The sequence below is a fragment of the Roseovarius bejariae genome, assembly GCF_009669325.1.
Lineage (GTDB): Bacteria > Pseudomonadota > Alphaproteobacteria > Rhodobacterales > Rhodobacteraceae > Roseovarius > Roseovarius bejariae.
Genome location: NZ_SZWE01000001.1, coordinates 1,899,206 through 1,914,128, shown reverse-complemented (window position 1 = coordinate 1,914,128; position 14,923 = coordinate 1,899,206). Strand labels below are relative to the sequence as shown.

Below are 14,923 nucleotides of genomic sequence, written 5' to 3'. Positions count from 1 at the left end.
CAAAGAACACCAAACAGGGCAACAGCCCTGACCCACCGGACGAAGGAAGGGTAAACGATGACGAAACTGGATCTGAACTGGAAAGCCACCGAGGAAGCCAAGCGCAAGTGGCTTTCGGAAAACGGCATGTACCACGAAAGCGAGGAACATTCTTCCTGCGGGGTGGGCCTTGTCGTGTCGGTCGATGGCAAACCCAGCCGCAAGGTTGTCGAGGCCGGGATCGAGGCGCTGAAAGCGATCTGGCACCGCGGTGCCGTGGACGCCGACGGCAAGACCGGCGATGGCGCGGGTATCCATGTGCAGATTCCCGTTCCTTTCTTCTATGACCAGATTCGCCGCACCGGCCACGAGCCTCGCGAAGATCAGTTGATGGCCGTGGGTCAGGTGTTCCTGCCGCGCACCGATTTTGGCGCGCAGGAGGCCTGCCGGACCATCGTGGAAACCGAAGTGCTGCGCATGGGGCATTCGATCTATGGCTGGCGGCATGTGCCGGTTGACGTGTCCTGCCTTGGGGAAAAGGCCAATGCGACCCGCCCCGAGATCGAACAAATCCTGATTTCAAATGCCAAGGGGATTGAGGAAGAGGAATTCGAGCGCGAGCTTTACGTCATTCGCCGCCGGATCGAGAAAGCCGCCGCCGCGCAAAGCATCAACGGGCTTTATATCGCCTCGTTGTCCTGCCGGAGCATCATCTACAAGGGCATGATGCTGGCCGAGCAGGTGGCGGTGTTTTATCCCGACCTGCAAGACGAGCGATTCAAGAGCGCCTTTGCGATCTATCACCAACGCTATTCCACCAACACCTTCCCGCAGTGGTGGCTGGCGCAACCCTTCCGCATGTTGGCCCATAACGGCGAGATCAACACCCTCAAGGGCAACGTCAACTGGATGAAAAGCCACGAGATCCGCATGGCCTCCAGTGCCTTTGGCGATATGGCGGATGACATCAAGCCCATCGTGCCGGGCGGGTCGAGCGACTCGGCCGCGTTGGATTCGGTGTTCGAGGTTCTGGTGCGTGCGGGCCGCAGCGCACCGATGGCCAAAACCATGCTGGTGCCGGAAAGCTGGTCGAAGCAGGCCGAGGAACTGCCCGTTGCATGGCGCGACATGTATTCCTACTGCAACTCGGTGATGGAGCCGTGGGACGGCCCCGCCGCCCTTGCGATGACCGATGGCCGCTGGGTCTGTGCCGGGCTGGACCGGAACGGGCTGCGCCCGATGCGTTACGTTGTGACGGGTGATGGCCTTGTTATTGCCGGGTCCGAGGCCGGGATGGTTTACGTGGACGAGGCGAGCATCGTTGAGAAAGGCGCGCTTGGCCCCGGTCAGATGCTGGCCGTGGACATGAAAAAGGGCATGTTGTTCCACGACACGGAAATCAAGGACAAGCTGGCCCGCGCCCTGCCCTTTGGCGATTGGGTCGGCAAGATCAACGACCTTGACGAAAAGCTGGCCGGGATTGCCGAAGTACCGCTTTTCACCGGGTCGGACCTGCGCCGTCGTCAGATCGCGGCGGGCTATTCGGTGGAGGAGCTGGAACAGATTCTTGCCCCCATGGCCGAGGACGGCAAGGAGGCGATTGCCAGCATGGGCGACGACACGCCCAGCGCGGTCTTGTCGAAAACCTATCGCCCGCTGAGCCACTTCTTCCGCCAGAACTTCAGCCAGGTGACGAACCCGCCGATTGACTCGCTTCGCGAGTTCCGGGTGATGAGCCTGAAAACGCGGTTCGGGAACCTCAAGAACGTGCTGGATGAATCGAGCGCGCAGACGGAAATCCTTGTGCTGGAAAGCCCCTTCGTGGGGAATGCCCAGTGGGACGAGTTGATGCGTCAGTTCCATGGGGACGTGGTTGAGATCGACTGTACCTTCGAAGCGGGCGAAGGCGCGCTGCGGGCGGGGCTTGAGCGTATCCGGGCCGAGGCCGAAGACGCGGTGCGCAGCGGTGCGGGACATCTGGTGCTGACTGATCAACATCTGGGTGAGGCCCGCGTGGGTATGCCCATGATCCTTGCGACAAGCGCGGTGCACAGCCACCTGACGCGCAAGGGGCTGCGGACCTTTACCAGCCTCAACGTGCGGTCGGCCGAATGCATCGACCCGCATTATTTCGCCGTGCTGATCGGTGCGGGCGCGACCGTGGTCAACGCCTATCTGGCCGAGGACAGCCTTGCCGACCGGATTGATCGCGGGTTGTTGGATGGCACGCTGACCGAGAATGTCGCGCGTTTCCGCGATGCGATTGATCAGGGTCTTCTGAAGATCATGTCGAAGATGGGGATTTCGGTGATCTCGTCCTATCGCGGGGGCCTTAATTTCGAGGCCGTCGGCCTGAGCCGGGCGATGTGCAACGAGTATTTCCCGGGCCTGACCAGCCGGATCAGCGGCATCGGCGTGAGCGGTATTCAAAGCAAGCTGGAGGAGGTGCACCGGCAAGCCTTCCAGGGCGGCAAGGATGTGTTGCCGATTGGCGGCTTCTACAAGATGCGCAAGAGCGGCGAGACCCATGCCTGGGGCGCGCAGACCATGCATATGATGCAGATGGCCTGTAACACTGCCTCTTACGAGTTGTGGAAGCGGTATTCGACCGCGATGCAGGCCAACCCGCCGATTCACCTGCGCGACCTGATGGCGATCAAGCCGATGGGCGATGCGATCCCCTTGGAAGAGGTGGAAAGCGTCACCGCGATCCGCAAGCGGTTTGTCACGCCGGGGATGAGCCTTGGGGCGCTCAGCCCCGAGGCGCACAAGACCCTGAACGTGGCGATGAACCGGATCGGCGCGCGGTCGGACAGTGGCGAAGGCGGGGAAGACCCGGCGCATTTCGTGCCCGAGCCCAATGGCGACAACCCCAGCGCCAAGATCAAGCAGGTCGCTTCGGGCCGGTTCGGCGTGACCGCCGAGTATCTGAACCAGTGCGAGGAGCTTGAGATCAAGGTGGCGCAGGGCGCCAAGCCCGGTGAGGGTGGTCAGCTTCCGGGGATGAAGGTGACGGACCTGATCGCACGCCTGCGGCATTCGACCAAGGGTGTGACCCTGATTTCACCGCCGCCGCACCACGATATTTATTCCATCGAGGATCTGGCGCAGCTGATTTATGACCTCAAGCAGATCAACCCGACGGTGAAGGTCACCGTGAAGCTGGTGGCACAATCGGGCGTGGGCACGATTGCCGCCGGTGTGGCCAAGGCCAAGGCGGATGTGATCCTGATCTCGGGGCACAATGGCGGCACCGGGGCCAGCCCGGCCACCTCGATTAAATATGCCGGTCTGCCGTGGGAGATGGGCATCACCGAGGCGCATCAGGTTCTGTCGATGAACAAGCTGCGTGACCGGATCACCCTGCGAACCGATGGTGGTTTGCGCACCGGGCGCGACATCGTCATGGCCGCGATGATGGGGGCCGAGGAATATGGCATCGGCACCGCCGCATTGATCGCCATGGGCTGTATCATGGTGCGTCAGTGCCAATCGAACACCTGCCCCGTGGGCGTGTGTACGCAGGACGAAAGCCTGCGCGCCAAGTTCACCGGCAATGCCGACAAGGTGGTGAACCTGATCACCTTCTACGCGCAGGAAGTGCGCGAGGTGCTGGCCAGCATCGGCGCGCGCAGTCTGGACGAGGTGATCGGGCGGGCCGACCTGTTGACACAGGTCAGCCGCGGCAACGCGCATCTCGACGATCTGGACCTCAACCCGATGCTGATCACCGTGGATGGCGCCAAGGACATCACCTATGACCGGGATCGCCCACGCAACCCGGTGCCCGACACGCTGGACGCCGAGATCGTGCGCGATGCACAGCGGTTCCTTGAGGACGGCGAGAAAATGCAGCTTCACTACGCGGTGCAGAACACGCACCGGACGGTGGGCACGCGGGTTTCCAGCCACATCGTGCAGAACTTCGGCATGCGCAACAGCCTGCAACCCAACCACCTGACGGTGAAACTGTCGGGGAGTGCGGGGCAGTCGCTGGGCGCCTTTGCGGCGCCGGGCCTGAAGATCGAGGTCTCGGGCGATGCCAACGACTATGTCGGCAAGGGCCTGTCGGGGGGCACCATCGTGGTGCGCCCGCAACAAGCCAGCCCGCTTGTCGCCGCCGACAACACGATCATCGGCAACACGGTGCTTTACGGCGCGACCGAAGGCTATCTTTTCGCGGCTGGCCGTGCCGGTGAGCGTTTCGCGGTACGGAACAGTGGCGCGAAAGTGGTGGTCGAGGGCTGTGGCTCTAACGGGTGTGAATACATGACCGGGGGTGTTGCCGTGATCCTTGGCAGCATCGGCGCGAACTTTGGTGCCGGGATGACCGGCGGCATGGCCTATCTCTATGATCCCGAGGGGACCGTCGCAAACCTGATCAACATGGAATCGCTGGTCACTTGCCCGGTCACACAGGACCATTGGCTTGCCGAGCTGGAGGAACTGGTGGAACGCCACGCCGCCGAAACCGGCAGCCGCAAGGCACAGGAAATCCTGCAATACTGGGACGTGGAGAAGGGCAACTTCCTTCAGGTTTGCCCCACCGAGATGCTGGACAAGCTGGCGCATCCGCTGGGCATAGAAGAGGATGCCATCCCGGCCGAATAATAACGCGATAAGGCACCATTTAAGTCTTATTTAAGCCCCGTTTGCGAACAATGCTGCGGCATTGTCAAACGCAAGCGGGGCTTATTCGTGTCGGAGACTGTCAAAACCATCGTTCATGACGGGCCGCTGCGTGTTCTGTACGCACCGGGCCGCAATGACACCTTGGTCATCAGTTGTTCCGGCGTGGGACCGACCGCAAGACGCCTCCGCCCCCGGAATTTTCCGGGATGGCGACCGCAGAGGGTGAAAATCATGTGCTGTTCGTGATCGACGAAAGCCGATCATGGTTGAACAGCCCCGGTATGGCCGAACGCCTGATCGCAACCATTGAAGACGTCGCCTTGCAGATCGGTGCAAAGCGCCTGGTGGGTCTTGGCAATTCGATGGGGGCAACGATGCTGTTGCACCTGTCGCGCGACGTGGCATTCGATACGATCCTGGCCTTTACCCCGCAGTATTCAGTCGATCCCGCCATCGTGCCAGAGGAGCGCCGCTGGCGTTTTTTCCGGCGGCAGATCGAGAATTTCCGCTTTCCTGCTGTGCAAGGTTTGCGGCCTGAGAAGACGGCCTATTTCATCTTGCACGGCGATGAGGCCGATGAGTTGATCCATGCCCTTCGGTTTCCACCCTCTCAAAGAGTGTCGCATCTTATCCTCCCGGGGTATGGGCATCGCCTTGCCATCAAATTGAAAAGGAAAGGCGCGTTGCCGACACTCGTCAATCTGGCGATCGAGGGGCGGCATCATCGCCTTGGCAAAAGATTGATGCGCTTGGGTGCGATACCGCGGCACATCTTCGAAGCGGATCGTGATGGGTTCGAGACATCCGACATCAATAGCGCCGCCTGACCGGGGCGCGACAATTGCATCGCACGGCACCGCGCTATAGCAAGTGAGATATGGCCAAGCGGACATCCAAAACCAACAGGAAAACCAAAGCACGCCGGTTTCAACCGCTGCGCTGGCTGCGGCGGTGGCTGTTTCGGTTGTTCCTTGTGGTTGCGGCTGTCGTTCTGTTGGCCGTGGCGGCCTATCGCGTGATCAACCCGCCAGTGACGATTTACATGATGCAGGAAAAATGGCGGCTGGGCACGCTGGACCGACAGTGGGTGCCACTGGAGGGGGTGGCCCCGGTCATGGCGCGGTCGGTCGTGGCGGCCGAGGATGCGAATTTCTGTCAGCACTGGGGTTTCGATATGTCGGCCATCCGCGATGCTATCGCCGATGGCGGCACGCGCGGGGCCTCGACCCTGAGCCAACAGGTGGTGAAGAACGTCTATCTCTGGCATGGCCGCTCATGGCCACGCAAGGCGCTGGAGGCGGCGATTACCCCGCTGGTCGAGGCGATCTGGCCCAAGCGGCGGATCATCGAGGTTTATCTCAATGTGGCCGAGTTCGACGAAGGCGTATTCGGCGTGGAGGCCGCCGCGCGGCATTACTTTGGCGTCGGCCCCGAGGCCCTGACCCCGGTACAGGCCGCGCGGCTGGCCGCGGTGCTGCCCGCCCCCAAAGACCGCAATGCGGCACGGCCCTCACGCTGGCTCAGGACACGGGCGGCGGGCATCATGGACGGGGCGGCCACGATCCGCCGTGACGGTCGCGCGGCATGCTTCGAGGATTGAAAACCCCGCGCTTTCACGGCATGGAGGGGTATCCCTTTTTCGACGCAAGGTTTGAATGACGCATGGCCAAGCTGTATCACGTTCCGTTGTCTCCATTCTGTCGCAAGGTCCGGCTGAGCCTTGCCGAGAAGAAGATCGAATGTGAGCTGGTCGAGGAGCGCTATTGGGAGGAAAACCCCGATTTCCTACGGCGCAATCCTGCCGGGAAAGTGCCGATCCTGAAGATCGACGGCAAGACCATGGCCGAAAGCGCGGCGATCTGCGAATACCTTGAAGAGAAATACCCCGAGCCGAGCCTGATGCCGAAAAGCGCCGATGCACGGTATGAGGTGCGGCGGCTGGTATCGTGGTTCGACGACAAGTTCCATCACGAGGTCACCTCGAAACTGCTGTACGAGCGGGTCAACAAGAAGGTGATGAAACAGGGTTTCCCGGACAGTACCAACGTCAAGGCCGGGGCCAAGGCGATCAAATATCATCTGGATTACATGGCGTGGCTGCTGGACCATCGCCGGTGGCTGGCGGGGGACGTGATGACGCTGGCCGATTTCGCCGCCGCCGCGCATCTGAGTTCGCTGGATTATATCCGGGACGTGGATTGGAACCGCAGTGATACGGTGAAGGATTGGTACGCCAAGATCAAATCACGCCCGGCGTTTCGGGGGATTTTGGCCGACCAGGTGCCCGGCTTCCCGCAGCCGCCGCATTATGCCGATCTGGATTTCTGAGATCGGGGGCGTTGCCCCCCGGCCTGCGGCCTCCCCCCAGAGTATTTCGGGAAAGATGAAATGGACGGGTTGAAGGACAGATTGGTGGCCCGGGCCCTTGAGGAAGGGTTCGATGCCTGCCGCATCTGCCGGCCATGGGACGTGGGGCAGGTGCCGCCGCGTTTGGCCGCATTTCTAGACAAGGGGTACCACGGGCAGATGGGATGGCTGGCCGAGCGGAGCCATTGGCGGGGGGATCCTCATGCGCTGTGGCCCGAGGCGCGGTCGGTGATCGTGTTAGGCGAGAGTTATACGCCGAAGGACGACCCGATGGCGACGCTGGAGCGGGGCGATCTGGCAACCATTTCGGTTTATGCGCGCAATAAGGATTATCACGACACGGTCAAGAAGCGGCTGAAGCGATTGGCGCGGTGGTTGATTGCCGAGGCGGGTGGCGAGGTGAAGGTGTTTGTCGATACCGCGCCTGTGCCGGAGAAGCCGCTTGGGCAGGCTGCGGGGTTGGGATGGCAGGGCAAGCACACCAATCTGGTGAGTCGTCAGCTGGGCAGTTGGTTTTTCATCGGCTCGGTGTTCACGACGCTGGAAATCGACACTGATCCTGCGGAAGTGGATCATTGTGGGTCATGCCGGGCCTGTCTGGATATTTGCCCGACGGAGGCCTTTCCGGCGCCTTACCAGCTGGATGCGCGGCGCTGTATTTCTTACCTGACGATCGAACATAAGGGCCCGGTGGACGAGGAACTGCGCGGCAAGATGGGTAACCGGATTTATGGCTGTGACGATTGTCTGGCGGTCTGTCCTTGGAACAAGTTTGCCCAAGAGGCGCGTGAGGTGAAGTACCATGCGCGCGAGGATTTGACCGCGCCGAAGCTGGCGGAGTTGGCCGGGTTGGACGATGCCGGGTTTCGTGCGCGGTTTTCGGGCAGCCCGATCAAGCGGATCGGGCGGGATCGGTTCGTGCGCAATGTGCTTTATGCGGTTGGCAATTCCGGCGACCCGGCGCTGATTGGTGTGGCGCAGGGGCTGTGCGACGATCCCGACGCCACGGTGGCGGATGCGGCGCGATGGGCGGTCAAGCGACTGCGCCATGCCGCAAACGGGATGGAATAGACCCTCAAACACGCTAAACCCATGCCGAACGTGATGAGGAGTGACGTGCATGGCTTTGCTTTTGGGGGTGGATACCGGGGGCACCTACACCGATGCGGTGTTGATCCGTGACGAGCGGGACGTGGTGGCCAGCGCCAAGTCATTGACCACGCGGCATGACCTGTCGGAAGGGATCGGCAAGGCGGTGGAGGCCGTGTTGCAAACCAGCGGCGCGGATGTGGGTGACATCGGCATGGCCTCGCTTTCGACCACCCTGGCGACGAACGCATTGGTCGAGGGTCAGGGCGGGCGGGCCGGGTTGGTCTATGTCGGGTTTCGCGAGGGCGATTTGGCCGCGCATGGCTTACAGGAGGTCTTGGCGGGCGACCCGGCACTGGTGATTGCTGGCGGGCATAGCTATGCCGGGAGTGAGGCCGCGCCGCTGGATGAAACGACGCTTTTGGCATGGTTAGAGACTGATCCGGCGGCGTCTGCCTATGCCGTGGCCAGCCAGTTCGCCACCCGCAATCCCGCGCATGAACAGCGCGTGGCGGAGCTTATCCGGGAGGTGACGGGGCGGCCTGTGTCGTGTTCCCATCACCTGTCGGCCAAGCTGAATGGGCCGAAGCGGGCGCTGACGGCGCTGCTCAATGCGCGGCTGATCGGAATGATCGCGCGGTTGATCGAAAAGGCCGAGGGGAAGTTGCAGGATTTCGGCATTGACGCACCCCTGATGGTGGTGCGGGGCGATGGTGCACTGATTTCGGCAGAACAGGCCCGTGAAAAACCCATCGAAACGATCCTGAGCGGGCCAGCGGCAAGTATCGTCGGCGCGCGGTGGATGACCGGGGCGGATCATGCGCTGGTCTCGGACATCGGGGGGACGACAACGGATGTGGCCGTGCTGCGCGATGGGCGGCCGATGATCGACCCGGCGGGCGCGCAGGTGGGGCCGTGGCGCACCATGGTGGAGGCCGTGGCGATGCGCACCACGGGCCTTGGCGGCGATAGTGAAGTGCATGTCAACGACGAGGGGTTGCAAGGCGGCGTCACGCTTGGCCCCCGCCGGGTGGTGCCGGTCAGCCTGATGGCGCAGGAGGCGCCGGAGGTCGTGCATGACATGCTGGAGGAACAACTGCGCAACTCGGCGCCGGGGGAATATGACACGCGGTTCGTTCGGGCCGTGCCGGGGATGGAGGCAGGCGGGTTGCAGACCCGCGATGCCGCACTTTTGGAGCGTATCGGCGACACGGTACAGCCGCTTGGCAAGGTTCTGAGAACCCGGATGGAAGCAGGGGCGCTAAAGCGGCTTGTAGCGCGGGGCTTGGTGCAGGTGTCGGGTGTCACGCCGTCGGACGCGGCGCATGTTCTGGGGCGGCTGGATGCGTGGGATAGCGAGGCCGCGCAGAAGGCGCTGGAGCTGATTGGGCGCAAGCGCACGGGGGTGGGCACGCGTCTTTGTCCCGAACCAGCGAAGTTGGCGCAAATGATCGTGGATCGACTGACGTTTCAGACGAGTTTGGCCTTGTTAGAGACTGCTTTTGCCGAAGAAGAGGTAGAGTTTGGCCTACCCCCCGCCGACCTGGCGCGGCATGTCCTGATGCAGCGCGGCCTTGATGGGCATCGCGGATTGGTGCGGCTGGACACCGGGCTTGATGTGCCGGTGGTGGGGCTTGGGGCCTCGGCGCCCAGTTACTATCCGGCGGTCGGGGAGCGTTTGGGCTGTCGGATGATCCTGCCGCAGCACGCGGCAGTGGCCAATGCCATCGGCGCGGTGGTGGGGCGCGTGACGATCCGGCGGGCGGGTACGGTGACTTGCCCCGCCGAAGGCAAGTTCCGGGTGCATACCGACGAGAACCCCAAGGATTTCACCAATGCGGAGGAGGCCATGGAGGCCCTGCGCAGCATTCTGGAGGAGGAAGCGCGTCGTGACGCCGACGCAGCGGGGGCGTTGGATGTGCATGTGATCGTATCGAAGGATATCAAATCGGCGCAGGCAGAAGCGCGTGAGGTGTTTCTTGAGGCGACGATCACGGTCGAGGCCAGCGGGCGGCCCCGGATCGCAGGGTAGGCACGAAAAAGGGGGCCGCGCAGGCCCCCTTCTCTATTTGCTTGTTGGCTGAGATCAGTCGAGCTTGCGTTCGATCTCCTCGCGCTCGAAAATCTCGATGACATCGCCCGGGCGAATATCTTCGTAGTTCTCGAAGGCCATGCCGCATTCCTGACCCGACTGCACTTCGCTGACTTCGTCCTTGAAGCGCTTGAGGGTTTTCAGCGTGCCTTCGTGGATCACCACATCGTCACGCAGCAGGCGCACACCGGCGGAGCGGCGCGCGATGCCTTCGGTGACAAGACAGCCAGCCACTTTGCCGACGCCGGTGACCTTGAAGACCTCGCGAATCTCGGCGTAGCCGATGAATTTCTCGCGAATCTCGGCCCCGAGCAGACCGCTGGCCGCCGCTTTCACGTCATCCACGAGGTCGTAGATCACGCTGTAGTAGCGAATCTCGACGCCCTTCTGGTTGGCGCTGTTGCGGGCCGGGGCATTGGCCCGGACGTTGAAGCCCAGAACCGGCGCACCGCTGGCCTCGGCCAGACCGACATCGGATTCGGTGATGGCACCAACGCCCGAGTGCAGCACGCGCACGCGCACCTCTTCGTTGCCGATTTTCTCCATCGCCTGAACGATCGCCTCGGCGCTGCCCTGCACGTCGGCCTTGACCAGAACCGGCAGTTCCTTGACGTTCTCGTCTTCCTTGGCCTTCGCCAGAAGCTGTTCCAGCGAGGTACCGGCCCCGGCGGCAGCGCGTTTTTCCTTGGCTGCTTTTTCGCGGTACTCGGCGATTTCGCGGGCCTGACCCTCGGATTTGACGACGTTGAGGACATCGCCCGCCTCGGGCGTACCGTTGAGACCCAGAACCTCGACCGGAACCGACGGCCCGGCCTCTTTCACACGCTCACCGCGGTCATTGATCAGGGCACGGACCTTACCGTATTGCTCGCCCACGACGAAGATGTCGCCCTGGTGCAGGGTGCCGCGTTGGACCAGAACGGTGGCAACGGGGCCACGGCCAACGTCAAGCTGTGCCTCGATCACGGCGCCTTCGGCGGCGCGGTCGGGGTTGGCTTTCAGTTCGAGAATCTCGGCTTGAAGCGCGATCGCTTCGAGCAGTTCATCAAGACCAGCCCCGGTGACGGCGGACACTTCGACATCCTGCACGTCACCCGACATCGCCTCGACGATGACTTCGTGCTGCAAGAGATCGGTGCGGACCTTATCGGGGTTCGCCTCGGGCTTGTCGCATTTGTTGATCGCCACGATCATCGGCACTTCGGCGGCCTTGGCGTGGTTGATGGCCTCGATGGTCTGCGGCATGACCGCGTCATCGGCGGCGACAACCAGCACGACGATATCCGTCACCTGAGCCCCGCGCGAGCGCATCGAGGTAAAGGCCGCGTGGCCGGGTGTATCGAGGAACGACAGGACCGCGCCGCTATCGGTAGTCACCTGGTAGGCGCCGATGTGCTGGGTGATCCCCCCGGCCTCGCCCGACACGACCTTGGCGTCGCGGATGGCGTCCAGAAGCGAGGTTTTCCCGTGGTCCACGTGGCCCATGATGGTGATCACCGGCGGACGCGGTTTCAGGTCTTCGTCCTTGTCCTCGACTTGGTGAATGACGTCTTCAACGTCCGAATCGGACACGCGAACAACGCGGTGGCCGAATTCCTCGATGATCAGTTCGGCGGTATCTGCGTCGATGGTCTGGTTTTGCGTGACCATCATGCCGTTGTTCATCAGTGCCTTGACGACATCGCCGACACGCTCGGCCATACGGTTGGCCAGCTCGGAAACGACAATCGCCTCGGGCAGTTGCACGTCGCGCACGACCTTTTCGCGCTGTTCGCCGCCACCCATGGCCTTCTGGCGCGCGCGCTCTTGCTTGCGCTTCATCGCGGCGAGGGATTTCTGACGCCCGCCTTCACCGCCCGAAAGCGCCTGATTGAGGGTCAGCTTGCCCGAGCGGCGACCATCGTCACCACCCCGACGGCCCTTGCCGCCGCGCGGTTGCTGTTGCTCACGCTCTTTTTCCTTGCGCGGTGCGGGTTTGGGCGCGGCGCGCGCAGGTTCCGGCGCGGGGGCGGCGGCCGCTTTCTGGGCGGCTTCCTCGGCCTCGCGGCGCTTGCGTTCTTCTTCCTCGGCCTTGGCCTTGGCGCGTTCCTCGGCCTCGCGTTGTTCGCGTTCCTTGGCCTCGGCCTCTTCGCGGCGGCGCTGGCGCTCTTCCTCGCGGGCCTTTTCCTCGGCTTCACGCTTGGCGGCTTCTTCCGCCTCGCGTTCTTTCGCGGCCTGAAGCGCCTTCATGCGGCGCTCCATCTCGGAGTCGGAGATACCGGCGGGCCGCTTCTTGGGGTCGCCCACAGGCGTATTCGGCTTGTTCCCCGAGGCCCCGGCCGCACCCGGCTTGGCGCCCGGTTTCACAACGCGCTTGCGCTTCGTCTCCACCACGACGTTCTTGGTCCGCCCATGGCTGAAGCTCTGCTTCACGTTCCCCGACCGGGGACCGCCACGCACACCCAATGTTTTCTTACCGTCGTTGTCGCTCATCAGCTTCTACTTCCTTTCCGGCGGGTCTTTTCGCCGTTCGAGACGCGCAGGCCCTTCAACCTTGCCGCCTCCTCTACAACACGTTGGGCCAAACCTCCAGCGTGCAGTGCCGCATGCACCGCGGTTTGTCGCCCAAAAGCCCGCCCCAGTTCTTCGGCTGTCAGCCAGCCAATGAAAGAACCGCCATATGGCGTGCTCAATTTCGATTTTCCACGCTCTGATCCGTCACTCGCCTGGATCAGAATTTCGGCCTCGTCCTTGGCAAGCCAATCCTTGACCTTTTCATACCCCGATACGGCGTGCCCACCCTTACGGGCGAGGCTTATCAGGTTCACAACGCGCTCGGCCAGTTGCTGTTCGACCAGTGCCGGAAGATCCTCGGGGACCTTGACGGCTTGCCGGGCGGCGCGGGCGAACAGGCCCTTCTGCGCCGCTTTGCTCAAGGCCGCAGGATCAGCCGACACCCAGATGCCACGCCCGGGCAGTTTCCCGGCGATATCCGGGGCAATCTGCCCTTCGGGACCGACCACGAACCGGATCAACCCCGACGCTGGCCGCACCTCGCCGGTGGCAATGCACTTGCGTTCGGGACCGTCCGTGCGATCCTTGGGTTGCCCGCCGCGACCCATCAGGTGCCTCTCGGGGCCTGACGGATCAGGCCCCGGCCTCCTCGGATGCGAAGACATCTTCGGCCTCGTCGCTTTCGGCCTCTTCTTCGGCCTCGGCTTCGAGTTCCGACGGATCGACCCAGCCCAGCATGACACGCGCGGTCATGACCATGTTCTGCGCCTCGTCAAGCGACACATCGAAGGGTTCAAGCAAACCTTCGTCCTTGACGCGTTCACCGTCGACGGTGGTCCAACCGCCGGCAAGCTCCCAGTCGGCGCAGGTTGCGAAATCTTCCAGCGTTTTCACGCCATCCTCGGCCAATGCCTGTACCATCTGGGGTGTCAGGCCTTCGAAATCAATAAGGCTGTCTTCGGCGCCCAGTTCGCGGGCCTTTTCAAGGGCCGCGGTCGCCTGTGCCTCAAGCACGTCACGGGCGCGGGCCTGAAGCTCGTTCGCGGTGTCTTCATCCACCCCGTCGATGACCAGCAGTTCGTCAACCTCGACATAGGCCACCTCTTCGAGGTTGGTGAAGCCTTCGGACACCAAAAGCTGCGCGAAGAATTCATCAAGGTCCAGCGTATCCATGAAGAGCTTGGTACGGGTTTCGAACTCTTTCTGACGGCGCTCGGAATCTTCCGCCTCGGTCATGATGTCGATGTCGAGGCCGGTCAGCTGGCTGGCCAGACGCACGTTCTGACCCCGCCTGCCGATGGCCAGCGAAAGCTGATCCTCGGGGACGACAACCTCGATGCGCTCGGCCTCTTCGTCCAGAACCACCTTGGAGACCTCGGCGGGCTGCAACGCGTTGACCAAGAAGGTCGGCTGATCTTCGTTCCAGGGGATGATATCGATCTTTTCGCCCTGAAGTTCGTTCACGACGGCCTGAACGCGGCTACCGCGCATACCCACACAGGCACCCACCGGATCAATCGAACCATCGTGAGAGATCACGGCGATCTTGGCACGGCTGCCCGGATCGCGAGCGACGGCCTTGATGTCGATGATGCCGTCGTAGATTTCCGGCACTTCCATCTTGAACAGTTCCGCCATGAATTCCGGTGCGGTGCGGCTCAGGAAAATCTGCGGGCCGCGGGCCTCACGGCGCACATCCTTGATGTAGCAGCGGATGCGGTCATTCGGGCGATAGCTTTCGCGACCGATCTTTTCGTTGCGGCGCAGGATGGCCTCACCCCGGCCCACATCGACGATGACGTTACCGTATTCCTCGCGCTTGACCACGCCGTTGATGATGGTGCCGACTCGATCCTGGAATTCTTCGAACTGGCGGTCACGTTCGGCTTCGCGGACCTTTTGCAGGATCACCTGTTTCGCCGATTGCGCGGCGATCCGACCCATATCGACGGGCGGCACTTCTTCGATGAACTGGTCGCCGACCTTGGGGTCGTCGAGGTATTGCTTGGCCTGTTCGACGGTCATCTCGGCCTGATAGTTTTCAACCTCGTCGTCCTCGACCACGCTGCGCACGCGGGTAAAGGTGGCGCGGCCTGTCTTGCGGTCGATGCTGACGCGGATGTCCATCTCGGCGCCGTAGCGGCTTTTGGCGGCGCGGGCGAGGCTTTCTTCCATCGCTTCGATCACCAACGACGGGTCGATCATTTTTTCACGGGCCACGGCCTCGGCGGTTTGCAACAGCTCAAGCTGGTTTGCAGAGGTAATTGCCAT

Annotated in this window: 9 protein-coding genes; 6 read left to right on the top strand and 3 right to left on the bottom strand. The window is 62.5% G+C overall.

The annotated features are described in order from the left end of the window. Positions 1 to 57: 57 nt before the first annotated feature. The 6 genes from gltB (at position 58) to FDP25_RS09140 (ending at position 10,099) form a co-directional block, all read left to right on the top strand. Positions 58 to 4,590 carry a glutamate synthase large subunit gene (gltB, locus tag FDP25_RS09165; protein ID WP_154151015.1) on the top strand — a complete coding sequence of 1,511 codons (4,533 nt, stop codon included), beginning with the start codon at positions 58 to 60 and terminating at the stop codon, positions 4,588 to 4,590. 227 nt (positions 4,591 to 4,817) lie between these two features. Further along, the gene (locus tag FDP25_RS09160; protein ID WP_154151013.1) at positions 4,818 to 5,438 is read left to right on the top strand and encodes a hypothetical protein; all 621 of its coding nucleotides are present in this window, start codon (positions 4,818 to 4,820) and stop codon (positions 5,436 to 5,438) included. 50 nt (positions 5,439 to 5,488) lie between these two features. Next, entirely contained in the window at positions 5,489 to 6,211 is a 723-nt protein-coding gene (gene mtgA, locus FDP25_RS09155; protein WP_154151011.1) for a monofunctional biosynthetic peptidoglycan transglycosylase, read from the top strand. A gap of 62 nt (positions 6,212 to 6,273) precedes the next feature. Then, a complete protein-coding gene (gene fzlA / locus FDP25_RS09150) occupies positions 6,274 to 6,939 on the top strand; it encodes an FtsZ-binding protein FzlA (protein ID WP_154151009.1) in 666 nt (221 codons plus the stop codon). A gap of 60 nt (positions 6,940 to 6,999) precedes the next feature. Beyond that, positions 7,000 to 8,049 carry a tRNA epoxyqueuosine(34) reductase QueG gene (queG, locus tag FDP25_RS09145; RefSeq protein WP_154151007.1) on the top strand — a complete coding sequence of 350 codons (1,050 nt, stop codon included), beginning with the start codon at positions 7,000 to 7,002 and terminating at the stop codon, positions 8,047 to 8,049. 49 nt (positions 8,050 to 8,098) lie between these two features. Next, complete coding sequence (locus FDP25_RS09140; RefSeq protein ID WP_154151005.1) at positions 8,099 to 10,099, top strand: hydantoinase/oxoprolinase N-terminal domain-containing protein; 2,001 nt, start codon at positions 8,099 to 8,101, stop codon at positions 10,097 to 10,099. Positions 10,100 to 10,153: 54 nt separating this feature from the next. Here the strand turns inward: FDP25_RS09140 and infB are convergent, their stop codons facing one another. From infB to nusA, 3 genes are read right to left on the bottom strand one after another with little or no spacing between them, the layout of a single operon-like run. Beyond that, positions 10,154 to 12,631 carry a translation initiation factor IF-2 gene (gene infB / locus FDP25_RS09135; RefSeq protein WP_154151003.1) on the bottom strand — a complete coding sequence of 826 codons (2,478 nt, stop codon included), beginning with the start codon at positions 12,629 to 12,631 and terminating at the stop codon, positions 10,154 to 10,156. Then, positions 12,631 to 13,260: an RNA-binding protein gene (locus tag FDP25_RS09130; protein ID WP_154151001.1), complete on the bottom strand. Its 630-nt coding sequence runs from the start codon at positions 13,258 to 13,260 to the stop codon at positions 12,631 to 12,633. The genes infB and FDP25_RS09130 overlap by 1 nt, the downstream gene beginning before the upstream one ends. A gap of 25 nt (positions 13,261 to 13,285) precedes the next feature. Further along, on the bottom strand, positions 13,286 to 14,923 hold the full coding sequence (gene nusA, locus FDP25_RS09125) for a transcription termination factor NusA (protein WP_154150999.1): 1,638 nt from the start codon (positions 14,921 to 14,923) through the stop codon (positions 13,286 to 13,288).

Coding starts and splice junctions, on each gene's coding strand:
- FDP25_RS09130 (WP_154151001.1), bottom strand. CDS start 13,260: ATGGGTCGCGGCGGGCAACCCAAGGATCGCACGGACGGTCCCGAACGC.
- FDP25_RS09160 (WP_154151013.1), top strand. CDS start 4,818: ATGGCGACCGCAGAGGGTGAAAATCATGTGCTGTTCGTGATCGACGAA.
- nusA (WP_154150999.1), bottom strand. CDS start 14,923: ATGGCAATTACCTCTGCAAACCAGCTTGAGCTGTTGCAAACCGCCGAG.
- FDP25_RS09140 (WP_154151005.1), top strand. CDS start 8,099: ATGGCTTTGCTTTTGGGGGTGGATACCGGGGGCACCTACACCGATGCG.
- infB (WP_154151003.1), bottom strand. CDS start 12,631: ATGAGCGACAACGACGGTAAGAAAACATTGGGTGTGCGTGGCGGTCCC.
- mtgA (WP_154151011.1), top strand. CDS start 5,489: ATGGCCAAGCGGACATCCAAAACCAACAGGAAAACCAAAGCACGCCGG.
- queG (WP_154151007.1), top strand. CDS start 7,000: ATGGACGGGTTGAAGGACAGATTGGTGGCCCGGGCCCTTGAGGAAGGG.
- fzlA (WP_154151009.1), top strand. CDS start 6,274: ATGGCCAAGCTGTATCACGTTCCGTTGTCTCCATTCTGTCGCAAGGTC.
- gltB (WP_154151015.1), top strand. CDS start 58: ATGACGAAACTGGATCTGAACTGGAAAGCCACCGAGGAAGCCAAGCGC.